The organism is Streptomyces sp. WAC07094, assembly GCF_036320405.1.
Taxonomy (GTDB): domain Bacteria; phylum Actinomycetota; class Actinomycetes; order Streptomycetales; family Streptomycetaceae; genus Streptomyces; species Streptomyces lannensis.
In genome coordinates this window covers 4,942,965-4,967,368 of sequence record NZ_JAVMJZ010000001.1, presented here as the reverse complement: position 1 = coordinate 4,967,368, position 24,404 = coordinate 4,942,965, and the positions used below count along the sequence as shown (strand labels likewise).

The following is a 24,404-nucleotide window of genomic DNA, read 5'->3' as shown; positions in this document are numbered from 1 at the left end:
CCGGTTTCGGGTGTCAGGAGCGCAGCGCCTGGACGGCGTCCGCCAGCGCCCGTGGTACATCCGGCAGACGTGTGTGCGCCCCGTCGCGCACGACATGCCGACCGCCTACGACCGTATGGCGCACGTCCGCAGCGGTCGCGGCGAACACCGCCGTCTCGGCGCCCAGCCCCGGCGGCGGTCCCGCGGTCCTGACCGAATCGAGCGCGATCGTCGTGAAGTCGGCGAGCGCCCCGGGCTCCAGGACGCCCGCGTCCTGCCAGCCGAGCGCCGCGTGTCCGTCGGCGGAGGCCGCCCGCAGCAGGCTCGCCGCGGTCCAGTGGCCCCGGGTGCGGGTGCGCAGCCGCTCGTCGAGCTCCATCGCGCGCGCCTCCTCGAGGAGGTCGATGACGGCGTGGCTGTCGGAGCCGAGCGAGAGGGGGGAGCCGGCCGCCTGCAGGGCCTTGGCCGGGCCGATGCCGTCGGCGAGGTCCCGCTCCGTCGTCGGGCACATACAGGTGCCCGTGGAGCCGGCCCCGATCAACCGGATGTCCTCGTCGGTGAGATGGGTGTTGTGCACACCGGTGGTGCGCGGGCCCAGGACTCCGTGGTCGGCGAGCAGTCGCGTGGGGGTGCAGCCGTGGGCCCGGTGGCAGGCGTCGTTCTCCGCCGTCTGCTCGGACAGGTGCACATGCAGCGGGGCCCGCCGTTCCTCGGCCCAGCGTGCCACCGTCGCCAACTGCCCCGCGGGAACCGCCCGCACGGAGTGCACGGCGGCCCCGATCCGTGCGTGCGCCCGCTCTTTCAGATCCGAGGAGCGTTCGGCCCAGCGCTCCGCGGTGCCGTCGGAGAAGCGGAGCTGGTGGTGGTCCGGCGGCTGCCCGAATCCGGAGGAGAGGTAGGCGGTGTCGAGCAGGGTGATGCGGATGCCGGCCTCGGCGGCGGCGTCGATGAGGGCCTCGCCCATGGCGTTGGGGTCGGCGTAGGGGGTGCCGCCCGGGGCGTGGTGCAGGTAGTGGAACTCACCGACCGCGGTGACACCGGCGAGCGCCATCTCCGCGTACACGGCGCGTGCGAGTGCGTGGTACGTCTCGGGGGTCAGCCGGTCGGCGACCGAGTACATGACCTCCCGCCAGGTCCAGAAGGTGCCGGAGCCCACCTGGACCACTCCGCGCAGGGCGCGGTGGAAGGCGTGCGAGTGCGCGTTGGCGAGCCCGGGGAGGGTGAGTCCGCGAAGGATCTCGGCGCCCGGTGGCGGGGCTTCGACGCCGGTACGGACGGCGGTGACGCGGCCGTCGGACACTTCGAGGGCGACGCCCGTCTCCACGCCCGGGTCGAGCCAGGCGTGCTCCAGCCAGTACGTCCGGGTCACCTGCACACCAGCCCTTCCAGTACGTCGGCGAGTGCGCTCACACCGGCGACGCAGTCCTCCTCGGCGGCGTCCTCGGCCGGGGAGTGCGAGACGCCCGTGGGGTTGCGCACGAACAGCATGGCGGTCGGGACGGTCCCGGACAGGATCCCGGCGTCGTGCCCGGCACCGGTGCCCAGAACGGGCACGGTGAGTCCGCGCTCCTGCTCCCGGCCCAGGATGCGGGCGAGTTCGTCGCGCAGGACGTGGTCGAACTCCACGACGGGGGTGAAGGACTCACGGACGACGTCGAGGTCGACGCCGTGTGCCTCCGCGTGCTCGCGGGCCGCCTTCTCGATCCCGCTCAGCACGGTGTCGAGGCTCTCCTGGTCGGCGGCGCGGGAGTCGAGCCAGCCGCGCACGAGCGAGGGGATGGCGTTGACGCCGTTGGGTTCGACGGCGATCTTGCCGAAGGTGGCGACGGCACCGGCGAGTGCGGCCTCGCGGCGGGCGGCGAGCACGGTCTCGGCGTACGGCAGCATGGGGTCGCGCCGGTCGACCAGGCGCGTGGTCCCGGCGTGGTTGGCCTCGCCCCGGAAGTCGAACCGCCACCGCCCGTGCGGCCAGATGGCGCTGGCCACGCCAACCGGGTCCCCGCTGAGGTCGAGGGCACGGCCCTGCTCGATGTGCAGTTCGACGAACGCCCCGATACGCCCCAGACGCTCCGGGTCGGGCCCGATCGCGTCGGGGTCGTGGCCGGCGGCCTCCATGGCCTGCGCCAGCGTGACGCCGTCGCCGTCCGTGAGCCGGTGCGCCTGCTCACGGGTGAGCTGTCCGGCGGCCAGCCGCGACCCGACGCAGGCGAGCCCGAACCGCGCGCCCTCCTCGTCCCCGAAGTTGACGACGGCGAGCGGTCTGCGGAACTCCACGCCCCGCGCGCGCAGCTCGTCGAGCGCCGTGAAGGACGACACGACCCCGAGGGGACCGTCGAAGGCACCGCCGTCGGGCACGGAGTCGAGGTGCGACCCCGTGACGACGGCGTCGCCCGCTGCGGGATCCCCCAGCCAGGCCCACTGGTTGCCGTTCCAGTCCACCTCGTGGGCGAGCCCGCGGCTCCGGGCCTGCTCCTCGAACCAGGCCCGGCACTCGCTGTCGGCGGCCGTCCAGGCGAAGCGGCGATAACCGCCGGAGGCGGAGCTGCGGCCGATCGGCAGCAACTCCGCCCACATGCTGTGGAAGGTCACGCGTCGTCACCTTCGCGCATCGGAACCCGCACGCCCCGCTCCCCGGCCACGGACTCCGCGATGTCGTATCCGGCGTCCACGTGCCGGATGACACCCATGCCCGGGTCGTTGGTGAGGACCCGGCGGATCTTCTCGCCGCTCAGCGCGGTGCCGTCGGCCACGGTGACCTGTCCGGCGTGGATGGACCGGCCCATGCCGACCCCGCCACCGTGGTGGATGGACACCCACGACGCACCGGACGCCACGTTCACCATGGCGTTGAGCAGCGGCCAGTCCGCGATCGCGTCCGAGCCGTCCAGCATCGCCTCGGTCTCGCGGTACGGGGAGGCGACGGAACCGCAGTCGAGGTGGTCGCGGCCGATGACGATCGGCGCGCTGAGCTCACCGCTCGCCACCATGTCGTTGAACCGCTCACCGGCCTTGTCCCGCTCGCCGTAGCCGAGCCAGCAGATGCGTGCGGGCAGGCCCTGGAAGTGGACGCGCTCGCCCGCCATCTTGATCCAGCGGGCGAGGGACTCGTTCTCGGGGAACAGCTCGAGGATCGCCCGGTCGGTCTTCGCGATGTCGGCCGGGTCGCCGGACAGCGCCGCCCAGCGGAAGGGGCCCTTACCCTCGCAGAACAGGGGCCGGATGTAGGCGGGGACGAAGCCGGGGAAGGCGAACGCACGGTCGTACCCGGCCAGTTGCGCCTCGCCGCGGATCGAGTTGCCGTAGTCGAAGACCTCGGCTCCGGCGTCCATGAAGCCGACCATCGCCTCGACGTGCGTGGCCATCGACTCACGGGCGCGGGTGGTGAAGCCGGCCGGGTCCTTGGCGGCGGCGTCGGCCATGTCCTCGAAGGCGACGCCGGTCGGCAGGTACGCCAGCGGGTCGTGGGCCGAGGTCTGGTCGGTGACGATGTCGATGGGGGCGCTCATGGCGAGCATCTGCGGCAGGAGGTCGGCGGCGTTGCCGAGGAGACCGATGGACAGCGGACGGCGGGCGTCGCGCGCCTCGACGGCCAGCTGGAGCGCGTGCTCCAGCGAGTCCGCCTTCACGTCCAGGTACCGGTGCTCGATACGGCGGTCGATGGCACGCGGGTCGCAGTCGATGCAGATCGCGACGCCGTCGTTCATCGTGACGGCGAGCGGCTGGGCGCCGCCCATGCCGCCGAGTCCGGCCGTCAGGGTGATGGTGCCGGCGAGCGTCCCGCCGAACTTCTTCGCGGCCACGGCGGCGAACGTCTCGTAGGTGCCCTGGAGGATGCCCTGGGTGCCGATGTAGATCCACGAACCGGCGGTCATCTGCCCGTACATGGTCAGGCCGAGGGCCTCCAGCCGGCGGAACTCCTCCCAGTTGGCCCAGTCGCCGACGAGGTTGGAGTTGGCGAGGAGCACGCGCGGCGCCCACTCGTGGGTCTGCATGACGCCGACGGGACGGCCGGACTGGACGAGCATCGTCTCGTCCTGCTTGAGGCCCTTCAGCGTGCGGACCATCGCGTCGAAGGAGCGCCAGTCGCGTGCGGCCTTGCCGGTGCCGCCGTAGACGACGAGCTTGTCGGGGTGCTCGGCGACCTCTGGGTCGAGGTTGTTCTGCAGCATCCGCAGGGCGGCCTCCTGCTGCCATCCCAGGGCGCTCAGTTCCGTGCCGCGCGGCGCTCGGACGGGGCGGGGTCCTGACATGGTCTGCCTCCTGGGGTACGGCCGCACGCGGCCGGGGGCGCGCGGGGACTGTTGCAGTGGTTATTCACATCCTGGCCACCTGAATAGAACTAGTCAATACATTCTTGCGCCAGCGTGGTGGCGGCAGGGATGTTTGGCTGGAGATACGACCACAGACAGTGGCACGGGGACGGGGGACACGGTGGTGGACATGAAGGACTTCGGGACGGGACACACCGGCGCAGAGGGACACCCCGAGGACGCCGAGCGGGTGGCACGCCGGGACGAGGCCGTGCGCGCCGCGGTCGAGCAGGGGCTGCTCGGGCCGGACGCTCCCATCGTCGGCCTCCTGGACGTCGCCGGCATCCGCGACTCGGCGGCGGCGCTGCGGGCGGCCTTCGACGCGGTCATCGCGCCGGGGACCCCGGTACTGCACGCCTTCGCCGTGAAGGCGACACCGCTGGTACCGGTGCTGTCCCTGCTGCGGGCCGCCGGTATCGGCGCGGAGGTGGCGAGCGCCGGGGAGCTGGCCCTGGCCAGGGCGGCCGGCGTCGCACCTGAGCACATCGTGCTGGACGCGCCCGCCAAGACCCCCGCGGAGCTGCGGGAGGCCCTGGAGCTGGGCATCGCCGTGAACGCGGACAACCCGCAGGAGCTGGCGCGGATCGACGGCCTGGTCCGCGCGGCGAAGACGTCCTCCCCTCTCGGGATCCGGGTGAATCCGCAGCTCGGGGCGGGTGCGATCGAGGCGCTGTCCACGGCGACCGCCACCTCCAAGTTCGGGGTGGCGCTGCGGGACGAGGGAGCGCGCGAATGGCTGGTGCGCGCCTGCACCGAGCGGCCCTGGCTGACCCGGCTGCACGCGCACTCCGGCTCACAGGGCATCCCGCTCTCGCTGATGGCGCAGGGAGTCGCGGAGACCTACGCACTCGCCGAGGAGGTCAACCGGCGGATCGGGCGGCGCCAGATCGACACGATCGACATCGGCGGCGGACTTCCGGTCAACTTCTCCTCCGACGTGACGACGCCGACGTACGCCCAGTACGCACGGCTGCTGGCGGAGGCAGTGCCCGGGCTGTTCGACGGGCGGTACGGGCTGGTCACCGAGTTCGGGCGATCGCTGCTCGCCAAGCACGGCACCGTGGTGGCCCGGGTGGAGTACACCAAGCGCGCGGGCGGCCGGGCGGTCGCGGTCACGCACGCCGGTGTCCAGGTGGCCACCCGCACGGTCTACGCACCGGCGTCGTGGCCGCTGCGGATCTTGGCGTACGACGCGAAGGGGCGCCCCAAGGAGGGACCCGAGGTGGTCCAGGACGTGGCCGGACCGGCTTGTTTCGCGGGCGACCTGCTGGCCACGGGGCAGGCGCTGCCGCTGCTGGAACAGGGCGACCACGCTGCGGCGCCGGACACCGGGGCGTACTACTTCGCCCATCACTACGCGTACAACTCCCTCACACGGCCCGGCGTGTACGGCTACGCGCCGGGCGTGGACGGCGGCATCCGGTTCGCCGTCGTACGGGAACCGCAGACCCTCGAGGAGGTCGTGGCGGAGTCGGGTGGAGGCCACACGGGCGCGCTCACGGCGCTCTGAGGAGGCGCACCCCCCGGGTCGAGCGTTCCCATCGGCCGTATGAGCACACGCCGGTGGACGCACGTCACAGCGGCCCCGACACCCCCATAGGTGTGCACAGCTGACCCACCCTAGCGGGACGGCTGCATGTTCCACCGGAAAATGCCAGATCCCTCACCCCTCGCGCACACGTTGCGTAGCCTCGTGGTCACTCAGCCGAACCCGAGGCGGGAGGGGAGCCACGGTGCCCGGAATCGACGAGTGCCTACTGGAAGCCATGCGACTGCCCGGTGCCAGGGGTGCCTCGGTGGTCGACTGGACCAGCGGGCTCGCCCTGGGCACGGTCGGGGACTCGCCCGGCGGTGACCACGAGACCACCGCGGCGGAGGCGGCGGAACTGGCCCGGCTCGCCGCCGAACACCGCGCGTTCGCGCCGGAGGACGACGCCGGCTGGTCCGGCGAGGCGTGCCCGGTCGAGGACCTGATCATCGCCAACCGGGACAGCTACCACCTGCTGCGGTTCGTCCCGACCACCTTCGACAGCAGCGTCTTCCTGCACCTCTGGCTGGCCCGCGCGGAGGGCAACCTCGCCCTCGCCCGCATCCGGCTCGGCGAGATGGCCGGACGGCTGGTGCTGGGATGACGACGGTCAGGATGCCCATGCCGCCCCCGCTGCCCGTCCGCCGGCGGACCGAGATCCCCAGCGTCGGCGTCTCCCCCATGCTCAGCAGGCTCGCGGCCGAACGGGCCACGGGGGTGCTGATGCGCGAAGGAGGCATGCTCCATCTGCTCGAGGGTCAGGTGGTGTACGCCGAGAGCCATGCGACCCCCGGACTCGACGTCCTGCTCGTCGCGCGCGGCGCGCTGGACGAGGAGGGCTGGCGGGAGGCGGTCGCCGAGGCGGGGGCGCACCGGCTGGTCGGCCGGTTCCTGGTCGACAGCGGCCGGATCGGACAGGGGGCACTGGAACTGTGCCATCTGGGCGCACTGTACGACGCGGCGTACTTCGTCCTCGGTCCGAGCAGCGCGCCCGCCCGCTTCCGGTACGGGGACGGCCATTGGCTCGGCCCTGTCCGCCCGGTTCCGGTGGCCGCGGTGGAACGCGAGACGCTTCGCCGCCGGGAGTTGCTGCACCGCATATGGCCCGATCCGGAGACGGACCGGGCTCCGCTCGTCCGCGCCGCCCGCCGGGCGGGCCCGGCCGTCACGTCCCGCCAGGGAGCGGTGCTCGACCGGATCGACGGCGTGCGGACGGCCACCGACATCTCACGAGAGCTGGGCCGCCCCGCCTTCCACACGCTGGTCGACGTACGGCGGCTGGCCGCCGCGGGTGTCGTCGCGGCCCGACCGGCCGCGCCCGCGCCCCGCGCCGAAACCCTTGTGCCCACCGCGCAGCCGGCGCCCTTCGCCGACCCCCACATCACGTTGCTGAAGAGGCTGAGGGATGCGCTGGAGGCCCTTTGACCGGATCGAACGGGACACCCCCGCCGAGAGGAGACCCCTGATGGACGCGGAGCCCGAGGTCCTCGACGAACTGCGCCGGCTCAGATCCCGCATCCCTCAGCTGACGGGCGCCCTCGTCGCCAGCGTCGACGGACTGGTCCTCGCCCAGGACGCGCCCGGCGTCGAACCCGAGGGCGTCGCCGCGCTGACCGCCGCCGCGCTGGGCGTCGCCATGCGGCTCGCCGACGCGACGGGCCAGGGCGACTTCCGCGAACTGCTCGTCCGCGGCATCCACGGCTATGTGGCCACGTACGCGGCGGGCCGCAGTGCCGTGCTCACGCTGCTGGCCCAGGACCGGGTCAACGTCGGCCGGCTGCATCTGGAGGGCAGGCGCGCGAGCACACGCATCGGCGAACTGGTCGACGAGGCCGCCCTCCGGGCCGGAGCGGCGCAGTCCCGCGCCGCAAGGACCCCCACCAGGACCACCACCAGGTCCGCACCCACGCGGACCCGCACCGCGCGCACCCCCGCGAGCCCTCGATCGGCCGCGGACGCGCGTACCACCACGGAAAGTTGAAAGGACACCACACCTCATGGCGAACACCGAAACCACGCTGAAGGAAGCCCTCGCCTCCATCGAAGGCGCCACCGGGGCCGCCCTGGTCGACTACACCAGCGGCATGGCGCTCGGCACGATCGGCGGCAGCAAGAGTTTCGACCTCACCGTCGCCGCCGCCGGCAACACCGATGTCGTACGGGCCAAGCTGCGCACCATGGAACACCTCGGGCTCAAGGGGCAGATCGAGGACATCCTGATCACCCTGAGCGATCAGTTCCACCTGATCCGCCTGCTGACCGGCCGGGGCGGCAACGGCCTGTTCCTCTATCTGGTCCTCGACGCCAAGCGCGCCAACCTGGCGATGGCCCGCCACCAGTTGAAGAAGATCGAGGAGGATCTGGAGGTCTGAGCCCCGGCCTGCCCGCTCCCCGCGTACTACACGAGTTCGGCCGTCCGGCGGCGCGCCCCGCCAGGGGCCGCGTCGCCGGCCGCGATGCCGGTGCTGCGGTAGCCCTTCACGGGCTTGCCCGCGGGCGCTCCGCCACGGCGGCCGAGCCAGTCGACGCGCACCCACAGCAGTACGTCGTCGGCGCGTTCGCGGCGGCCCAGCCAGGCCGCCTTCAGCCGCAGGCCGACGCCGGTGCCGGCGAGCAGCATGCCGCCCGCGGCGGGCACCGCGAAGGAGCTGCCGAGCGCGACGGCGACGGCGAGAAGCAGCCACCAGCGGTGCCCGCGCCGCCAGGTCCGGGTGGTGACCGAGCGGTCCTGCAGCACGTCGTACTTGCCGGCGCGGGCGGCTGCGCGGGAGAGCGCGGCGTAGCGCCTTCGGCGCGCCAGTGCGACGACTGCGGTCGCGACGACGAACAGCGCGGCCCCGGCCATCACCCCGATCCGGCGTCCGGTCAGTCCCGGTACCAGCACTCCGATACCGGCCGCGAACACCCCCAGCCACCACAGCGGTGCGGCTCCGGCCCGTGCGACGACCGCCACCCTCGCCAATCCCTGTCCTCCGCGCGCCACGCCCAGCCTCCCGTCCGTTGCGGTGCCGTGTTCCGGTTCGCGCAGGCTAGCGAGCAAAAGTGAGACGAGTCTGAAAAACCCGGCACCCATCGGCGTGGACCGCCGGCCGTCCGGACTACTCCACGAACAGCCCCCGGGCCGCCGCCTGTGCGTCGAACTCCTCCAGCCGCGCCTGGGCGTCGGGCAGGTCGTCGCACATCGCCTCGAGCAGGACTCGGCCGAGCAGCATCGGCGCGCAGGCCGTGTCGAAGGCGAGCCCCGTACCGACGGCGGCCGGCAGCAGCAGGTCCGAGACCTTCGCCACCGGCGCGAAAGCCGAGTCGGCGACCGTGACGACGGTCAGTCCCGCCTCCTTGGCGTACGCGAGGGCGTCGACGACCTCGCGCGGGTGGCGCGGCAGCGCGAAGCACAGCAGCGCGCTCGCGCCCGCCCGAACGGCCGCGTCGATGCGGTCGTCGAGCATCGTGCCGCCCTCGCGCAGCAGCCGGACGTCCGGGTGGACCTTCGCCGCGAAGTACGCGAAGCCGAACGCCTGGGAGGCGGCGGCCCGCAGGCCGAGGACCGGCAGTGGGCGCGAGGCGGCCAGGATCCGCCCGGCCCGCTCCACGGGCCGCGGGTCGGCCAGTATCTCCGCCAGGTGCCTGAGGTTCTCGATCTCCGCCTCGACCGCCTGCTGGTACTCGTTGTAGGCCCCCGCGTCCGGTGCGGGCTCCGCGGGGGCGACCTCGCGCAGGTGCTTGCGCAGCGCCGGATAGCCGTCGAATCCCAGGGCCACCGCGAAGCGGGTGACGGACGGCTGGCTGACTCCGGCGAGTTCGGCCAGCTCCACGCTCGACAGGAACGGCACGTCGGCGGCGCGTCGCACCATGCTGTGGGCGATGCGTCGCTGGGTCGGTGTGAGCCGGTGCCCCTCGAAGAGCGCCTGCAGCCGTGCGGCAGGACTGTCGGTCACGCTCATGACGTTCTCCCCCTCCAGATGTCGGTGAACCGGTCGAGCAGTCGGGCCGCCGCCGTCACGTCGTCCGTGAGCGGCCGGTCGGCCAGGTCGGCCTCCAGCACCGACTCGGCGAGCTCCAGCGCCCGGCCCACCGGAAGCTCCGGCTCGGGCCTGAGACCGCGCAGATGCAACGCCCGTACGGCGGCCACCAGTTCACAGCCGACCACCAGACGGTACGCGGAGCACGCGCGCAGCGTTTGACGCGCGGCGAGTGAGGCGAAACTGGCCTGCTCCTCGACGCCTCGGGAGAGTACAGCGTGTCCGAGGGACGCGGGTGCGGAGAACGCGCGCAGATCGCCGAGGGCGGCCCCCGCGGCGTACTCCAGGATCATCACGCCGGAGGAGGCTGGCTCGTTGTCGGCGAGGAAGGGGCGCAGCCGGGTGTAGGCCGGTTCGTTCAGTGTCGACAGGCGGGAGGTGGACAGCCGCGCCACCTGCGTCACGGCCAGCCGGAAGTGGTCCAGGGCGAGGGCGAGCTGGGCCTGGTAGAAGCCGCCGTGGTGATACGCGGCCATGTCCTCGGGCGAGATCAGCGGGTTCTCGGCGGCCGCGTTGATCTCGATCGCGAGAACCTCCTCCAGCGCGTCCGCCGCGTCGTGTGCGGGACCGTGGATCTGCGGCAGGCAGCGGAAGCCGTACGGGTCCTGGATGCGGCCGAGCGGCGGTGTCGGGCGGTCGGCCGCGCCGATCAGCCGCCGCATCCGGCGGGCGACCTCGGCGGATCCGCGATGCGGCCGGGCGGCGTGCACGGGGGCGGCGTACGCCTCGTGCGAGCCGTCCACCGCGAGCAGCGAGAGCGCGGCCACCACCTGGGTGGCAGCGACCAGGCCCCGCAGCTCGTGCAGTGCCAGGGCGGCCTGACCGAGGGTGAGGGCGTTGCTGCTGATGAAGGCGAGGGCGTCGTTGTTGTCGAGGGGCTGGGGCTGCGGCGCCCCGGCCCCCTTCCAGGGGTGTTCGCCGGCGAGCGCGAGTCCCGCCTGCGCCAGCGCCGCGATGTCGCCGGTCCCCACCGACCCGAACTCGTTGACGACCGGATACGCCCCGCTCTCCAGCGCATCGCACAGCGCCGTGACCACGCTGGGGCGCAGGCCCGCGCCTCCCGCGAGCAGCTGATTGGCCCGGACCGCCAGCATCGCGCGGACCTGACGCGCCGGCAGCTCCTCGCCGATCGCCCCGGCATGGCTGCGCAGCAGGCGCAGACCGTGCCCGGCGGCGGCCTCCGTCGGCACGTCCTCGGTGCGGTTCGCGCCCACGCCGGTGGAGCGGCCGTACACGCGCCCGGTCGCCGCGATCTGCCGGGCGGCGTCCCAGGACTCCTCCACCCGCTTCATGGCCTCCGTGCCGGGGACCGGCCGTGCGGCGCCCTCGGCGAGGCGTACCACGTCCTCCACGCCGAGTCCCACGCCGTCGAGGATCACGAGGTCGGAATACCCGGGGCTCGGCTTGTCCACGATCCGAGACGACATCAAGCCTCAAACTCCCCTCAACCCGGACATCCCATCTTGCTCTGCGGTCATCTGTTACCTCGGATTGGCGCCGAAGCGTTGACAACCTATTCACACACCAAGAACTCTGCATGACGTTATACAGCCGGGCAAGGGACATCTCATGATCCAGTTCGATGCGGTCCACAAGCGCTTCCCCAACGGCACGACGGCGGTCCACGACCTCTCCCTGGAGATGCCGGAGGGCGGTGTGACCGTCCTGGTCGGATCCTCCGGCTGCGGCAAGACGACCACCCTGCGGATGGTCAACCGCATGGTCGAGCCCACCTCCGGCACCATCCGCGTGGGCGGCCGGGACGTCACCCGGCAGGACGCCGCCGAGCTGCGCCGATCCATCGGCTACGTCATCCAGCAGGGCGGCCTCTTCCCGCATCGCACGGTGCTCGACAACATCGCCACCGTGCCCCTGCTGCTCGGCTGGAACCGAAGGAAGGCACGCGCCCGGGCGGCCGAGCTGCTGGAGACCGTCGGCCTCGCCGCTGACGCCGGCAAGCGGTATCCGCACCAGCTCTCCGGCGGCCAGCAGCAGCGCGTCGGAGTCGCCCGCGCGCTCGCCGCCGATCCGCCCGTCCTGCTGATGGACGAGCCGTTCGGCGCCGTCGACCCGGTGGTGCGCACCCAGCTCCAGGACGAACTGCTGCGTCTGCAGAAGGAGCTGAACAAGACCATCGTCTTCGTCACCCACGACATCGACGAGGCCGTCCGCCTCGGCGACCGCATCGCCGTCTTCCGCACCGGCGGGCATCTGGTGCAGTGCGCCGCACCCGAAGAGCTGCTGGCACGCCCCGCCGACGACTTCGTTGCCGAGTTCCTCGGCGCCGAGCGAGGGCTGAAACTGCTCTCCCTGAGGACCCTGGCGGCGGTCCCGCAGGGCCCGGCCCCCGACTCCGGCACCTGGACCCTCGTCCTGGACGAGGCGCGCAGGCCCCTCCACTGGCGTTCCACGGACGACGCCGAACGTCCCGTACGACCGCTCGCGGACTCCGACTCCCTGCTGTCGGCGCTGAACGAGTCCGTCGCCTCCCCCACCGGCCTGATCGCCCGGGTCGACGCGGACGGCGAGCTCACCGGCGTAACGTCCCGCGACGACATCCTCGAGCACGCGAACCGCGCCCACGCGGAACTGGGCGTGGCGGCATGACCATCGACTGGTCCTGGATAGCGGACCACACCGACGACCTCACCTCCCTGACCCTCTCCCACCTCGAGGCCGCCCTCACCGCCGTCCTGCTCGGACTGCTGATCTCGCTCCCCCTCGCGGTGATCGCCCACCGTGTCCGCCCCCTGCGCGGCTTCCTGCTCGGCGCCTCGAACGTCCTGTTCACCATCCCGTCGATCGCGATCTTCGTTCTCCTGCTGCCGGTCAGCGGCCTCACGCGCACCACGACCGTGATCGGTCTGACGGTCTACAGCCTGGTGGTCCTGCTCCGGAACACGGTCGAGGGCCTCGACTCGGTCCCGGTCCGGGTGAAGGAGGCGGCGAAGGCGATGGGCACACGCCCGCTGCGCACCCTGCTGACCGTGGAGCTCCCCCTCGCCCTGCCCGTGATCATGGCGGGCGTCCGGATCGCGACCGTCATGTCGATCTCGCTGGTCTCGGTCGCGACCTACATCGGCGACGGCGGCCTCGGTCAGCTCTTCACCGACGGCTTCCAGCGCAACTTCCCGACCCCGGTGATCGTCGGAGTGGTCCTCACCCTCCTGCTCGCCGTGGTCGCGGACGCGCTGCTGGTCGCCCTCCAGTACGTCCTCACCCCGTGGAAGAGGCGGCGAGCCTGAGATGTACGAACTGTTCAAGAACCTCGGTACATGGCTGGTCAGCGGCTCCCAGTGGTCCGGCCCGGACGGCATCGCCCACCGCCTCGCCGAGCACCTCCAGTACTCGCTGCTGGCCACGCTCATCGCGGCCGCCATCGGCCTTCCGCTGGGCCTGCTGATCGGCCACACCGGCAAGGGCGCGTTCCTCGCGATCAACCTCGCGTCCTTCGGCCGCGCCCTGCCGACCGTGGGCCTGGTGGTCCTGGTCTTCCTGGCCGGCGGCCTGTCCATGCTGCCGGTGTACGTCGCCCTGGTCGCCCTCGCGGTCCCAGCGATCGTCACCAACACCTACGCGGGCATGACGGCCGTCGACCCGGACGTGAAGGACGCGGCGCGCGGGCAGGGCATGCGCGGCCGTCAGGTGCTGCTCCGGGTGGAGTTGCCGCTCGCCCTCCCCCTGGTCCTGACGGGCCTGCGCCTGGCACTGATCCAGGTGGTCGCGACGGCCACCATCGCCGCCTATGTCTCCTTCGGCGGCCTGGGCCGCTACGTCTTCGACGGGCTCGCCCAGCGTGACCTCGTCCAGGTGCTCGGCGGCGCGGTGCTGGTCGCCGCGGTCGCCGTAGTCCTCGACCTGGCCCTGTCCGGCCTTCAGCGCTTCCTCTTCCGCCACCGCACTGCCTAGGGATCGAAGAATGAATCGTCGTGCTCTCCTCGGCGGCCTGTTCGCCGCCGCCTCCGTCCCGGCGCTCTCCGCGTGCGCGAGCGGCATCACCTCACTCGACGGCCAGGGCGACGCCGCGGGCGGCGGGGGCTCCAGCAAGGGCGGAGTCACCATCGGCACCGCCAACTTCACCGAGAACCAGGTGCTCGGCTTTCTCTACGCCGCCGTCCTGAAGGCGGCCGGGGTCAAGGTCACGGTCCGCCCCAACCTCGGCACCCGGGAGATCGTCATCCCCGCGCTCAAGGGCGGCGACATCGACCTGCTGCCCGAGTACCAGGGTGCTCTGCTCAACTACCTCGACCCGAAGGCCACGCCCACCGAGGAGGGCGCCATGCAGAACGCCCTGACCCTGGCCCTGCCGGCCGGTCTTCAGGTGCTGCCGTACGGCACGGCCGAGGACTCGGACGCCTTCGTCGTCACCCGGGAGACCGCGCGGAAGTACGGCCTGGCCTCCCTCGCCGACCTGAAGAAGCAGAACGGCAGGCTGGTCATCGGGGCGGCCCCCGAGGTGAAGAAGCGCCGGGTCGGCGCGGTCGGCCTGAAGGACGTGTACGGCGCCGAGTTCAAGGAGTTCAAATCGCTCGACTCCGACGGCCCGCTGGTCAAGGGCGCTCTGAAGAAGGGTGATGTGGACGTGGCGAACCTGTTCACCACGGACACCGACATCGAGGCCGAGGACTGGGTGGTGCTCGCCGACCCCGAGCATCTGATCCCGAGCCAGCACATCGTCCCCCTCATCGCCGACCGCAAGGCCGACGACACGGTCCGCAAGGCTCTCGCCCGGCTCGGCAACGTCCTGACCACCGCCGATCTCACCGCGCTCAACCGCCAGGTGGACAAGGACAAGAAGGACCCGGAGGACGTGGCCGACGCCTACGCGGAGCAGCACGGACTGGCGAAGTAGCCGAACGGCCGGGGCCTGCAGCGCCCCCTCGAGCACGCCCCCGGGGCAAGAGGGGGGGTATCCCCAGTGCGGCCGGGTCCCCCGATCCTTAACGTGCTCTGTATGACCGGTATGGACGCACAGGACGCCGACCTGAAGAAGGAACTCAACGCCACGCTGCAGGCCCGCAGGGAGCTGGGCGAGGAGTACGAGTCGGCGCTGGTCGACTCCTTCCTGGAGAAGGTCGACCAGCGCATCGACGGCGCGATCGACCGCCGGGTACGCCGGCAGCTCGCCGAGCAGCAGATGGTGATGGCCCGCGGCGCACGCTCCTCGCGGGCGACGGACTCCTGGGGTGAGCGCTTCGGCTTCGGCATCGTTTCGCTGGTGCTCGCGATCCCGCTCTCGGCGATCGGCGGCGGCGTCGCGCACCTGCCCGGCCTGCTGATCACCTGGGTGGGCATCGTCGGCGTCAACGCGGTACAGGCCGTCCGCACCAACCCCGGCCTCTTCACCCGACGCCGCACGTCCTCGGGGGACGGCTGGGAGGACTGACCCCCGGGCCGCGACCCACCACGGACCTCACGGCGTCCCACGTCGACCCGAAGGCCGGCCGCGCGCTCCCGCCCGACCAGCGCGGCGAAGATCGGTCACCGCCGCCGACGGCCGGAAAAGACGGCGGCCGGCCCTCCGCCGTCATGGCGGTGAGCCGGCCGCATGAAGCATGCGCGGGGACCGCCGCACCCCCGTTGCCGGGGGGCGGGACGACGGCGGTCCCCGCGAGGGACGCGGGCCGGGTCAGGGCCGGGCTTGCGCGTCCGTGGCGTCCATGGAGGTCCGGGAGCCGCTCCGGAGGTTCCTGGCGCCGTTTCGGCCGTCGGCCGGGGCGGGGAGCCGCTCCCGCCCTGCCGACACCCACCAATGTGCCGGACGCGTGTTAAGCGGGTGCTGCGCGGACGTGACACGCTCGTACCACTTCCGAGAAGCCCGTGCCTCCCCGCGTCACCGGGCGTTCCCCGGCGTCACGGCCGGTTCACGGAGCGTGACGCCGGAACGGTCCGAGCGACGGACCCTAGTGCCTTCCGCCCTTGGCCAGGAACGACAGCAGGTCCTGCCGGCTGACCACACCGGTCGGCTTGCCCTCGACGAGGACGATCGCCGCGTCGGCGGTGCCGAGCACCGACATCAGGTCCCCGACCGGCTCGCCGGAACCGACCTGGGGCAGCGGGGCGCACATGTGCTTCTCCAGCGGGTCGTCGAGCGAGGCGCGCTTGGTGAACAGGGCGTCCAGCAGCTCACGCTCGACGACGGATCCCACGACCTCGGCGGCCATCACGTCCGGGTGCCCAGCGCCCGGCTTGACGATCGGCATCTGCGAGACGCCGTACTCGCGCAGCACCTCGATGGCCTGGCCGACCGTCTCGTCGGGGTGCATATGGACCAGGGACGGGATGGAGCCGCCCGCCTTGTCGCTGAGCACGTCGCCCACACGGGCGTTCGGGCCGGTGTCCTCCAGGAAGCCGTAGTCGGCCATCCACTCGTCGTTGAAGATCTTGCTGAGGTAGCCGCGCCCGCTGTCGGGGAGGAGGACGACGACCACGTCGTCGGGGCCGAGCCGCTCGGCGACCCGCAGCGCGCCCACGACCGCCATGCCGCAGGAACCGCCGACGAGCAGCCCCTCCTCCTTCGCCAGCCGCCGGGTCATCTGGAAGGAGTCCTTGTCGGACACCGCGACGATCTCGTCGGGGACCTCCGCGTCGTACGCGGTGGGCCAGAAGTCCTCCCCGACGCCCTCGACGAGGTACGGCCGCCCGGACCCGCCGGAGTACACCGACCCCTCGGGGTCGGCGCCGATGACCTTGACCTTGCCGTCGCTGATCTCCTTCAGGTAGCGGCCGGTGCCGGAGATCGTCCCGCCCGTGCCGACACCCGCGACGAAGTGGGTGATCTTCCCCTCCGTCTGCTCCCACAGCTCGGGGCCGGTCGAGTGGTAGTGCGAAAGAGGGTTGTTCGGGTTGGAGTACTGGTCCGGCTTCCAGGCTCCGGGCGTCTCACGGACCAGCCGGTCGGAGACGTTGTAGTAGGAGTCCGGGTGCTCCGGGGCCACCGCCGTCGGGCACACCACCACTTCGGCGCCGTACGCGCGCAGCACGTTGATCTTGTCCGTGGACACCTTGTCGGGGCACACGAAGATGCACTTGTAGCCCTTCTGCTGGGCCACGATCGCAAGGCCCACGCCGGTGTTCCCGCTGGTGGGCTCGACGATCGTGCCGCCGGGCTTGAGCTCACCGCTCTGCTCGGCCGCCTCGATCATCCGCAGGGCGATGCGGTCCTTCACCGAACCGCCGGGGTTGAAGTACTCGACCTTCGCCAGCACGGTCGCCGTGATGCCGGCGGTCACGCGGTTGAGCCTCACCAGCGGGGTGTTGCCGACCAGGCTGATCATCGAGTCGTGGAATTGCACCGTTGTCTCCGGTTGCTGCAAAAGAAGTGGTCGTGATGGTGCCGCCAGCGTAAGGGCTCCGGCGTCCGGACGGTCGGCAAGCGCGGGCCGTCCCGGGCGTTCACGTCGGGTTGAGATTGGACGACAGGGCGTACGGGGCAAGCACAGTTTGTACGGCTACTAGGAGGTGGCGGCGACGCATGTCGAGCATGTCGAGGGCGAGGGTGGCCCGGCGCATCGCGGCGGGCGCAGCGTACGGCGGCGGTGGTATCGGTCTGGTCGGTGCGGCCGCCGTCGGGTTGCTGGTCGCCGAGGTGCAGATGGCCAAGCGCCATGTGGGCAACGGTCACAGCCCGTTCCCGCCGAGCGCGAACGGGCTGTACGGCCGGGGGTACGAGGGGTCGGCGCTGAGGCTGATGATGCTCGGCGACTCCACGGCGGCGGGACAGGGGGTGCACCGCTCCCGGCAGACGCCGGGAGCGCTGTTGGCCTCGGGTCTGGCGGCGGTGGCGGAGCGCCCGGTGGAACTGAGCATCGTGGCGCTCCCTGGAGCGCAGTCCGACGATCTGGACCGCCAGGTGGGACTGGCACTGGAGGATCCGAACCAGGTGCCCGACGTCTGCGTGATCATGATCGGCGCGAACGACGTCACCCACCGCATGCCCGCGACACGCTCGGTGCGCCATCTGTCGTCGGCGGTACGCCGGCTGCGCACGGCGGGTGCGGAGGTGGTGGTGGGCACCTGCCCCGACCTCGGCACGATCGAGCCGGTCCAGCAGCCCCTGCGCTGGCTCGCCCGCAGGGCCTCCCGCCAACTGGCCGCGGCCCAGACGATCGGGGTCGTCGAGCAGGGGGGCCGTACGGTGTCGCTGGGCGACCTGCTCGGACCCGAGTTCGCGGAGAACCCGCGTGAGCTCTTCGGTCCCGACAACTACCACCCCTCGGCGGAGGGCTACGCCACGGCGGCGATGGCGGTCCTGCCGACCGTCTGCGCGACTCTCGGCCTGTGGCCCGCGGAGGAGGAGCGCCCGGACGCCTCCCGCCGCGAGGGCTTCCTGCCGGTGGCCCGCGCCGCGGCCGAGGCCGCCTCGGAGGCAGGCACGGAGGTCACGGCCGCGATGCCGACAGGCCCCCGGGGCCCCTGGGCCCTCCTCAAACGGCGCCGGCGGCGGCGCCTTCCCACCCCGGACGCGACCCCTGCCCCGGCCGCGGAGCCGACCCCCTGACCCACGCGCTCCCGCACCGGGTCGGGGATCTCACGCCCTCCCCCGGAGGGGGCGAGCCGCCGTCCGCGGCCCCACCGGGGCGACGCGGCCGACGCTCGCGGGCCGGTCGGCGGCCCGAGGCCGGATGCCTCCTGCCGCCGCCGCCCCGAACGAAGAAAGCAAGCGCTTAGAAAAGTGCGGTCCGAGTCACACCCCACTTCCCGTGACCTCTTCCGTACGTACGGGTAACTTCCCCCACAGCCCTGCCTCCCTCGTGCAATGGAGCCGTGATGCCCGAAGCCGTCATCGTGTCGACCGCCCGTTCGCCCATCGGCCGTGCCTTCAAGGGCTCCCTGAAGGACCTGCGTCCGGACGACCTCACCGCCACCGTCATCCAGGCCGCCCTGGCCAAGGTCCCCGGGCTGGACCCCGAGGACATCGACGATCTGATGCTCGGCTGCGGCCTCCCCGGCGGCGAGCAGGGCCACAACCTCGGCCGCATCGTCGCCGTGCAGATGGGCATGGACCACCTCCCGGGGTGCACCGTCACCCGGTACTGCTCCTCCTCCCTGCAGACCTCCCGCATGGCACTGCACGCCATCAAGGCCGGCGAGGGCGATGTGTTCATCTCCGCCGGCGTCGAGATGGTCAGCCGCAGCGTCAAGGGCACCTCCGACGGCCTCCCCGACACCCACAACCCCCTCTTCGCCGACGCCGAGGCCCGCACCGCCGCCGTCGCCGCGTCCGAGGGAGCCGACTGGCACGACCCGCGCGAGGACGGCCTCCTTCCCGACCCGTACATCGCGATGGGCCAGACCGCCGAGAACCTCGCCCGGCTGAAGGGCGTCACCCGCGAGGAGATGGACGAGTTCGGCGTCCGCTCCCAGAACCTCGCCGAGCAGGCCATCGCCAAGGGCTTCTGGGAGCGTGAGATCACCCCGGTGACCCTCCCGGACGGCACGGTCGTCAGCAAGGACGACGGTCCGCGCGCCGGCGTCACCCTGGAGGGCGTGGCCGGGCTGAAGCCGGTCTTCCGCCCCGACGGCCGTGTCACGGCCGGAAACTGCTGCCCCCTGAACGACGGGGCCGCGGCCGTGATCATCATGAGCGACACCAAGGCCCGTGAGCTGGGGCTGACGCCGCTGGCACGGATCGTCTCCACCGGTGTCTCCGGCCTGTCCCCCGAGATCATGGGATACGGCCCGGTGGAGGCCAGCAACCAGGCCCTCAGGCGCGCCGGCCTCACCATCGACGACATCGACCTCGTCGAGATCAACGAGGCCTTCGCCGCCCAGGTGATCCCCTCCTACCGCGACCTCGGCATTCCGCTGGACAAGCTGAACGTCAACGGCGGCGCCATCGCCGTCGGCCACCCCTTCGGCATGACCGGCGCCCGAATCACCGGCACGCTGATCAATTCCCTCCAGTGGCACGACAAGCAGTTCGGCCTGGAGACGATGTGCGTCGGCGGCGGCCAGGGCATGGCCATGGTCATCGAGCGCCTCAGCTGACCGCAGCACCCCGTACGACGGCCCGGAGCCCTCTTCCCTCAGGGCTTCGGGCCGTTTTGTGATCCAATCTCCCCCAGGATGTGACCTATCTCCCCCTGAAGGGGGTTTACGCAGGTCACGGCAGTTTCATGAATAAACCCCACCCCCGGGTTCCTGTCCGTTTCGTGACGTTACGCACTGACAACTGGATAGTCCACCCTTCAAGCTGATGTAGGAAGTCGAGGGTCGACTTTGAACCGGGAGTACGTCAGTGAGCGCCATGCCGATAGCTCTGCTGCTCACCACGTCCGCAGCCGCGGGCGTGGGCGTCGCCGTCCTGTGCAGCGTGCGGGCGCTGCGGCGGCAGTTCGCGGCCCTGCAGGCCGAACTCGCCGAGAGCCGCGCCACGCAGCCACGCGGTGTCGTGCCCGCTGCCCGCTCCACCGCCGACGCGGAGGAGATTCGCGCCGCGGTGGCCGAGGCACTGGCCGACGAGCGGGAGCGCGAGCTTGCCGAGGCGCGCGCCTTCTGGGCCGCCCAGGAGGCCCGTGACATCGCCGACGCGCCCTCCCTGTTCGGGCTGTCCGACAACGACCTCTTCCTGCCCCGCCAGTCGGACTTCGCGGGCCTGGAGCACGACAGCCTGGAGCCGGTGATCGAGCCCGTATCCGACGACAGCGAGTTCGCCGGCGGCACCAGCGCGGAGGGAGTCCTCGGCGGGGAGTCCCCGGAACTGGCCGCCGCCCGCCGCCGCCACCCCTCGCACCCGGACTTCGTACCGGCCCCGTCCCCGGTCGTGAACGACCACGAGCGCACGGTCGCCTGCCTCGAGGAACTGGCCGCCTCGCGGACCGAGCTGACCGACGTCCGCCCGGGCCCGCTGGGCACCCTCGATGTCTATGTCTTCGCGGACGGCACGACGCTGTGCATGACACCGGGCCACCGCGAGACCGCCGAGCGGCTCGCCGACGCTCTCGACGACGGCCACACCCCGGTCCTGCTGGGCGGCTCGGGCGTCTCGGGCGCGTACACACTGACGTTCGCCTGCGGCGAGGAGACCGTCTACATCCTGGCGGACCGGGTCATCGCGTCGCGGTAAGTATCGGTTCCGGACGCCGGACGTCACACTCCGGCGCGTTTCTGTGCCTCCCCCACGAGCGCCACGGCCTCGGCGAGTTGCGCCGCGTCCTCCAGGACGACCGCCAGGTCGTGTCCGGCCACCGTGATCTGGTCGGCCGCCGCGAACATGCCCGCGTCGGGCATCTCCCGGGGCTCGGCCGAAGGCTCCTCGAGGAGTTGCGCACGGCGCGCCAACTCCCTGGCCAGAGCCAGTGCCTCGGCTGCGGCGCCGCGTTGCAGCCGACTCTGCGGAGCGGCCCGCAAGCGGTCGGCGAAGTGATCCACTGCCTGGGTCAAAGGCGTCGTATCGAGCACGCCGCGAGAGTACGCGTTGGGGCAGGACTGTTGCCAACAGGCGAACGCTCAGGCACGGTGACCTGAAGGACCGGCTTCATCGAGTGCGTCCGGAGGCGCCGATGTCCCAAGTCTTCTCCGAGGAGACCCATCGCAATCTGCTCGCCCGCATCCCCCACTGCACCGGTCGTGAAGTGTCCGACTGGCTTCGTACCGTCGACGAAGGACCCGCTCTCGGCTTCGAGGAGAAGGTCACCTGGCTCCGGCACGAGCACAATCTCGCGTACGGCCACGCCAAGGCGATCATCCATGAGTACGACCTGAGAAGGGCCGCACGCAAACTGCTCTGAGCGCGCACCACCGGTTCCGTCCGCGATCAGGCATCACCACGACGAAGGGCCCGTGCACCCCGTAGAGGGGTTCACGGGCCCTTCGTGGCCTCGGGCGTCCCGCGCCCCGAAAGGGCGCGGGCGCGGTCAGTCGTTGCTGCTGAAGATGGCGACCAGCCGCAGCATCTCCACGTAGATCCACACGAGGGTCATGGTCAGGCCGAACGCGGCCAGCCAGGCCTCCTCGCGCGGCGCGCCGTAGGCGATGCCGTCCTCGATCTGCTTGAAGTCGAGGGTGAGGAAGAACGCGCCGAGCAGGATCGCGATGATGCCGACGATCGCGCCCAGCGGGCCCATGCTGCGCAGACCGCCGTCGGGGGCGACCCCGAAGGCGACCAGCAGGAGGTTGACCGCCATGACCAGGACGAAGGCCACGGCGATGGCGAGACCGATCCGGGCGTACCGGGCGGTGACCCGGACCCAGCCCGCCTTGTACACGAGCAGGGTCGCGCCGGAGACGGCCATCGTGCCGAGCACCGCCTGGAAGGGCGCGCCGTTCCACTGCGCGTTGTACATCTCGCTGATGACGCCCAGGAAGACGCCCTCGAAGGCGGCGTACGCGAGGATCAGCGCGGGCGAGGCGGTGCGCTTGAAGGACTGCACCATCGCCAGGACGAACGCGATGAGCGCCGAGCCGATCGCCAGAAAGTAGCTGGTGGACGAGACCGGCAGCAGGGCCCAGGCGAGGACCGCACCCACCGCGACCGTGCCGAGCGTCATGGCCGAACGCATGACGACGTCGTCCATCGTCATCCGGCCGGTGGTGGCCGGGGCCTGCGGCGGGGCCCCGTACTGCTGCTGGGCGTAGGGATTCTGCGCGTAGGGGTTCTGCGCGTAAGGGCTGCCTTGCGCGTAGGGGTTGCCCTGCGTGCCGACGGCGGCTCCCCCGGCCTGCGGCGCGGTGTTGAAGCCCGCGTAGCCGTTGTCGCGGCTGAACCCCCGTCGCGAGAAGACCGGGTTGCTGCTCCTCATTTCACTCCTCCATGGCCACCCTGCGTGGCCTTGGCTCAAGAGTAATAGGTAGGCAAAGGATTGACCCTAATGCTTGGGGAGGATCTTTCCCTCGTCCTTGCGCCCAACACGCTACGCGGGTCCTTGATTCCCCGGGAGGACCCCCCTCGACCCATGACCAACCTGGGACAGAGTCGAGACCGGCCGCTGATCCCGCGGGCGCGGGACCCGGCCGGCCCGGCGCGGCGCCATCGGCCGTCCGGGTGATCTCGGGGCGCTGCCGCCGACGCGGACGATCACTCGAGCGGAAACCCCGTGTAACCGTGCGCGAGGTCCGTCTCGGCGGCGCGCGAGGCGGTGAGCCGTGCCAGGCGGGCCAGCTGTATCCGCTCGTCGAACGGTGTGGCATCCGGGGCACGGTGCAGCATCGAGGTCATCTCGTAGGAGAACCGCTCGGCCTGCCACACCCGCCGCAGACATGTCTCGGAGTACGCGTCGAGCCGCTCCCGCGACCCCGTCTCCCGCTGGTGCGTCAGGGCGCGCGCGAAGGTGACCACGTCGCCCACGGCCAGGTTGAGCCCCTTGGCACCGGTGGGCGGCACGATGTGGGCGGCGTCCCCGGCCAGGAACAGCCGTCCGTGGCGCATGGGCTCGTGGACGTAACTGCGCATCGGGGTCACGGACTTGGAGGTGATCGGCCCGCGGGCGAGCGCCCAGTCGTCGGCGGTCTCGAAGCGCCGCTCCAGCTCCTCCCAGATCCGGTCGTCGGACCACTCCCCGGCGTCCGTGCCGGCCGGCACCTGGAGATAGAGGCGGGAGACGGACGGGGAGCGCATGCTCAGCAGGGCGAAGCCGCGCTCGTGGCGCGCGTACACCAGCTCGTCGTGCGACGGCGCGACATCGGCCAGTATGCCGAGCCAGCTGAAGGGATACGTACGCTCGAAGACACGGGAGACCCCCGACGGCACCGCCGTGCGGGACACACCCCAGAAGCCGTCGCATCCGACGACGTACTCGCACTCCAGGACGTCCTCGCGGCCCTCGTGGCGAAAGCGGATCCGGGGCCGCTCCGTGTCCGCGTCCTCGACGGCGAGCGCCTCCGCCCCGAACAGCAGCGGGCCGCCCTCCTCCAACTGGAGCGCGATGAGGTCCTTGCAGACCTCGGTCTGCGCGTAGACCATCACGGACCTGCCGCCGGTGAGGGCGGGGAAGTCGACACGGTGGCGGCGGCGCGCGAAGCGCAGTTCGATCCCGTCGTGGGGCAGCCCTTCGCGGTCCATGCGGTCGCCGGCCCCGGCGGCCCGCAGCACGTCGACGGTGCCCTGCTCCAGGATCCCGGCGCGCTGCCGCTGCTCGACGTACTCCCGGTCCCGGCTCTCCAGTACGACCGATTCGACGCCCGCCCGGTGCAGAAGCCGCGCCAGCAGCAGCCCCGCGGGCCCCGCTCCGATGATGCCGACCGTCGTGCGCATCCCGACGCCCCTTTGCGCTTACGCTCGTTCGTCCAGTGAACTTAATTTCACCTGGCCCGAGTGTCCGGCCGCGGGGACCCGCTGTCAACGGTGCCGCCCCCGCACAACCGGCGGACCCGAGCGCGCCAGCCGCCCCTGGCACCCCATGTGCAGGAACCGTACGGGAGTTGTTCTTCCGGCCCCACGGCTCCGGGCGGTGAGACCGCGCCCCTCGGCGTGGACCGCAGCATCCATTCGCCCCCGTCCCCGGTGTGTTCGAAGCTCACCCCGGGGGCGGAGGCGCAGGATCCGGCAGGCCGCGGCCACGACCCGCACCCTGCGTCCGGAACGTGTGCCGTGGACGACGGACGGCCCGGAGGTGCCCCGGACGCCGC

General features: G+C 71.8%; 24 protein-coding genes. 14 read left to right on the top strand and 10 right to left on the bottom strand.

Annotated features, from left to right (window positions below):
- Positions 1–13: 13 nt before the first annotated feature.
- The 3 genes from RCR19_RS22020 to hutU are packed head-to-tail and all read right to left on the bottom strand — an operon-like array spanning position 14 to position 4,229.
- On the bottom strand, positions 14–1,348 hold the full coding sequence (locus RCR19_RS22020; RefSeq protein ID WP_331266686.1) for a formimidoylglutamate deiminase: 1,335 nt from the start codon (positions 1,346–1,348) through the stop codon (positions 14–16).
- A complete protein-coding gene (locus RCR19_RS22015) occupies positions 1,345–2,568 on the bottom strand; it encodes an allantoate amidohydrolase (RefSeq protein ID WP_331266685.1) in 1,224 nt (407 codons plus the stop codon). Before RCR19_RS22015 ends, RCR19_RS22020 begins: the two co-directional genes overlap by 4 nt.
- Positions 2,565–4,229: a urocanate hydratase gene (gene hutU / locus RCR19_RS22010; RefSeq protein WP_331266684.1), complete on the bottom strand. Its 1,665-nt coding sequence runs from the start codon at positions 4,227–4,229 to the stop codon at positions 2,565–2,567. The genes RCR19_RS22015 and hutU overlap by 4 nt, the downstream gene beginning before the upstream one ends.
- 190 nt (positions 4,230–4,419) lie before the next feature.
- Here hutU and RCR19_RS22005 point away from each other — a divergent pair, with 190 nt between their 5' ends.
- From RCR19_RS22005 to RCR19_RS21985, 5 genes are all read left to right on the top strand, one after another.
- Complete coding sequence (locus RCR19_RS22005) at positions 4,420–5,799, top strand: diaminopimelate decarboxylase (protein WP_331266683.1); 1,380 nt, start codon at positions 4,420–4,422, stop codon at positions 5,797–5,799.
- Between the two features lie 223 nt (positions 5,800–6,022).
- A complete protein-coding gene (locus tag RCR19_RS22000; protein WP_059130762.1) occupies positions 6,023–6,421 on the top strand; it encodes a hypothetical protein in 399 nt (132 codons plus the stop codon).
- A gap of 17 nt (positions 6,422–6,438) precedes the next feature.
- Complete coding sequence (locus tag RCR19_RS21995) at positions 6,439–7,242, top strand: transcriptional regulator (protein WP_331269519.1); 804 nt, start codon at positions 6,439–6,441, stop codon at positions 7,240–7,242.
- A 40-nt stretch (positions 7,243–7,282) separates the two neighbouring features.
- Positions 7,283–7,798, top strand: a complete 516-nt coding sequence (locus RCR19_RS21990; protein ID WP_331266682.1) for a roadblock/LC7 domain-containing protein — start codon at positions 7,283–7,285, stop codon at positions 7,796–7,798.
- 16 nt (positions 7,799–7,814) lie between these two features.
- A complete protein-coding gene (locus tag RCR19_RS21985) occupies positions 7,815–8,189 on the top strand; it encodes a hypothetical protein (protein ID WP_059130759.1) in 375 nt (124 codons plus the stop codon).
- Positions 8,190–8,215: 26 nt separating this feature from the next.
- Here the strand turns inward: RCR19_RS21985 and RCR19_RS21980 are convergent, their stop codons facing one another.
- From RCR19_RS21980 to RCR19_RS21970, 3 genes are all read right to left on the bottom strand, one after another.
- On the bottom strand, positions 8,216–8,800 hold the full coding sequence (locus RCR19_RS21980; RefSeq protein ID WP_331266681.1) for a hypothetical protein: 585 nt from the start codon (positions 8,798–8,800) through the stop codon (positions 8,216–8,218).
- A 115-nt stretch (positions 8,801–8,915) separates the two neighbouring features.
- Positions 8,916–9,758 carry a MurR/RpiR family transcriptional regulator gene (locus RCR19_RS21975; RefSeq protein WP_220293817.1) on the bottom strand — a complete coding sequence of 281 codons (843 nt, stop codon included), beginning with the start codon at positions 9,756–9,758 and terminating at the stop codon, positions 8,916–8,918.
- A complete protein-coding gene (locus RCR19_RS21970; protein ID WP_331266680.1) occupies positions 9,755–11,263 on the bottom strand; it encodes an aromatic amino acid ammonia-lyase in 1,509 nt (502 codons plus the stop codon). Before RCR19_RS21970 ends, RCR19_RS21975 begins: the two co-directional genes overlap by 4 nt.
- Before the next feature lie 142 nt (positions 11,264–11,405).
- On the opposite strand from RCR19_RS21970, the gene RCR19_RS21965 reads away from it, so the two are divergent.
- The 5 genes from RCR19_RS21965 (at position 11,406) to RCR19_RS21945 (ending at position 15,222) form a co-directional block, all read left to right on the top strand.
- Positions 11,406–12,443, top strand: coding sequence for an ABC transporter ATP-binding protein (locus RCR19_RS21965; RefSeq protein ID WP_331266679.1), 1,038 nt, complete (start codon positions 11,406–11,408; stop codon positions 12,441–12,443).
- A complete protein-coding gene (locus tag RCR19_RS21960; protein ID WP_220293814.1) occupies positions 12,440–13,081 on the top strand; it encodes an ABC transporter permease in 642 nt (213 codons plus the stop codon). The genes RCR19_RS21965 and RCR19_RS21960 overlap by 4 nt, the downstream gene beginning before the upstream one ends.
- A 1-nt stretch (position 13,082) precedes the next feature.
- Positions 13,083–13,745: an ABC transporter permease gene (locus RCR19_RS21955; protein WP_331266678.1), complete on the top strand. Its 663-nt coding sequence runs from the start codon at positions 13,083–13,085 to the stop codon at positions 13,743–13,745.
- A gap of 10 nt (positions 13,746–13,755) precedes the next feature.
- Positions 13,756–14,688 (top strand): ABC transporter substrate-binding protein, encoded by a 933-nt coding sequence (locus RCR19_RS21950; RefSeq protein ID WP_331266677.1) that lies wholly within the window; start codon positions 13,756–13,758, stop codon positions 14,686–14,688.
- A 111-nt stretch (positions 14,689–14,799) separates the two neighbouring features.
- A complete protein-coding gene (locus RCR19_RS21945) occupies positions 14,800–15,222 on the top strand; it encodes a hypothetical protein (protein ID WP_331269518.1) in 423 nt (140 codons plus the stop codon).
- Positions 15,223–15,739: 517 nt separating this feature from the next.
- Here the strand turns inward: RCR19_RS21945 and RCR19_RS21940 are convergent.
- The gene (locus tag RCR19_RS21940) at positions 15,740–17,131 is read right to left on the bottom strand and encodes a cystathionine beta-synthase (RefSeq protein ID WP_331266676.1); all 1,392 of its coding nucleotides are present in this window, start codon (positions 17,129–17,131) and stop codon (positions 15,740–15,742) included.
- Between the two features lie 179 nt (positions 17,132–17,310).
- Here RCR19_RS21940 and RCR19_RS21935 point away from each other — a divergent pair, with 179 nt between their 5' ends.
- The 3 genes from RCR19_RS21935 (at position 17,311) to RCR19_RS21925 (ending at position 20,904) form a co-directional block, all read left to right on the top strand.
- On the top strand, positions 17,311–18,336 hold the full coding sequence (locus tag RCR19_RS21935) for an SGNH/GDSL hydrolase family protein (RefSeq protein ID WP_331266675.1): 1,026 nt from the start codon (positions 17,311–17,313) through the stop codon (positions 18,334–18,336).
- Positions 18,337–18,605: 269 nt separating this feature from the next.
- Positions 18,606–19,826 carry an acetyl-CoA C-acetyltransferase gene (locus RCR19_RS21930; protein ID WP_331266674.1) on the top strand — a complete coding sequence of 407 codons (1,221 nt, stop codon included), beginning with the start codon at positions 18,606–18,608 and terminating at the stop codon, positions 19,824–19,826.
- 259 nt (positions 19,827–20,085) lie between these two features.
- Positions 20,086–20,904: a hypothetical protein gene (locus tag RCR19_RS21925; protein ID WP_331269517.1), complete on the top strand. Its 819-nt coding sequence runs from the start codon at positions 20,086–20,088 to the stop codon at positions 20,902–20,904.
- A 23-nt stretch (positions 20,905–20,927) separates the two neighbouring features.
- Here the strand turns inward: RCR19_RS21925 and RCR19_RS21920 are convergent, their stop codons facing one another.
- Positions 20,928–21,239 carry a hypothetical protein gene (locus RCR19_RS21920; RefSeq protein ID WP_181923066.1) on the bottom strand — a complete coding sequence of 104 codons (312 nt, stop codon included), beginning with the start codon at positions 21,237–21,239 and terminating at the stop codon, positions 20,928–20,930.
- Between the two features lie 101 nt (positions 21,240–21,340).
- Between RCR19_RS21920 and RCR19_RS21915 the strand changes: the two genes are divergently transcribed.
- The gene (locus RCR19_RS21915) at positions 21,341–21,568 is read left to right on the top strand and encodes a DUF4287 domain-containing protein (RefSeq protein ID WP_059130829.1); all 228 of its coding nucleotides are present in this window, start codon (positions 21,341–21,343) and stop codon (positions 21,566–21,568) included.
- 126 nt (positions 21,569–21,694) lie between these two features.
- On the opposite strand, the gene RCR19_RS21910 is transcribed toward RCR19_RS21915, so the two are convergent.
- Both RCR19_RS21910 and RCR19_RS21905 read right to left on the bottom strand, forming a co-directional pair.
- Positions 21,695–22,579: a Bax inhibitor-1/YccA family protein gene (locus RCR19_RS21910; RefSeq protein ID WP_331266673.1), complete on the bottom strand. Its 885-nt coding sequence runs from the start codon at positions 22,577–22,579 to the stop codon at positions 21,695–21,697.
- Positions 22,580–22,854: 275 nt separating this feature from the next.
- Complete coding sequence (locus RCR19_RS21905) at positions 22,855–24,030, bottom strand: 4-hydroxybenzoate 3-monooxygenase (protein ID WP_331266672.1); 1,176 nt, start codon at positions 24,028–24,030, stop codon at positions 22,855–22,857.
- Positions 24,031–24,404: the final 374 nt, after the last annotated feature.

Coding starts and splice junctions, on each gene's coding strand:
- hutU (WP_331266684.1), bottom strand. CDS start 4,229: ATGTCAGGACCCCGCCCCGTCCGAGCGCCGCGCGGCACGGAACTGAGC.
- RCR19_RS22005 (WP_331266683.1), top strand. CDS start 4,420: ATGAAGGACTTCGGGACGGGACACACCGGCGCAGAGGGACACCCCGAG.
- RCR19_RS21995 (WP_331269519.1), top strand. CDS start 6,439: ATGCCGCCCCCGCTGCCCGTCCGCCGGCGGACCGAGATCCCCAGCGTC.
- RCR19_RS21990 (WP_331266682.1), top strand. CDS start 7,283: ATGGACGCGGAGCCCGAGGTCCTCGACGAACTGCGCCGGCTCAGATCC.
- RCR19_RS21985 (WP_059130759.1), top strand. CDS start 7,815: ATGGCGAACACCGAAACCACGCTGAAGGAAGCCCTCGCCTCCATCGAA.
- RCR19_RS21975 (WP_220293817.1), bottom strand. CDS start 9,758: ATGAGCGTGACCGACAGTCCTGCCGCACGGCTGCAGGCGCTCTTCGAG.
- RCR19_RS21970 (WP_331266680.1), bottom strand. CDS start 11,263: ATGTCGTCTCGGATCGTGGACAAGCCGAGCCCCGGGTATTCCGACCTC.
- RCR19_RS21965 (WP_331266679.1), top strand. CDS start 11,406: ATGATCCAGTTCGATGCGGTCCACAAGCGCTTCCCCAACGGCACGACG.
- RCR19_RS21960 (WP_220293814.1), top strand. CDS start 12,440: ATGACCATCGACTGGTCCTGGATAGCGGACCACACCGACGACCTCACC.
- RCR19_RS21955 (WP_331266678.1), top strand. CDS start 13,083: ATGTACGAACTGTTCAAGAACCTCGGTACATGGCTGGTCAGCGGCTCC.
- RCR19_RS21950 (WP_331266677.1), top strand. CDS start 13,756: ATGAATCGTCGTGCTCTCCTCGGCGGCCTGTTCGCCGCCGCCTCCGTC.
- RCR19_RS21945 (WP_331269518.1), top strand. CDS start 14,800: ATGGACGCACAGGACGCCGACCTGAAGAAGGAACTCAACGCCACGCTG.
- RCR19_RS21935 (WP_331266675.1), top strand. CDS start 17,311: ATGTCGAGCATGTCGAGGGCGAGGGTGGCCCGGCGCATCGCGGCGGGC.
- RCR19_RS21930 (WP_331266674.1), top strand. CDS start 18,606: ATGCCCGAAGCCGTCATCGTGTCGACCGCCCGTTCGCCCATCGGCCGT.
- RCR19_RS21925 (WP_331269517.1), top strand. CDS start 20,086: ATGCCGATAGCTCTGCTGCTCACCACGTCCGCAGCCGCGGGCGTGGGC.
- RCR19_RS21915 (WP_059130829.1), top strand. CDS start 21,341: ATGTCCCAAGTCTTCTCCGAGGAGACCCATCGCAATCTGCTCGCCCGC.
- RCR19_RS21910 (WP_331266673.1), bottom strand. CDS start 22,579: ATGAGGAGCAGCAACCCGGTCTTCTCGCGACGGGGGTTCAGCCGCGAC.
- RCR19_RS21905 (WP_331266672.1), bottom strand. CDS start 24,030: ATGCGCACGACGGTCGGCATCATCGGAGCGGGGCCCGCGGGGCTGCTG.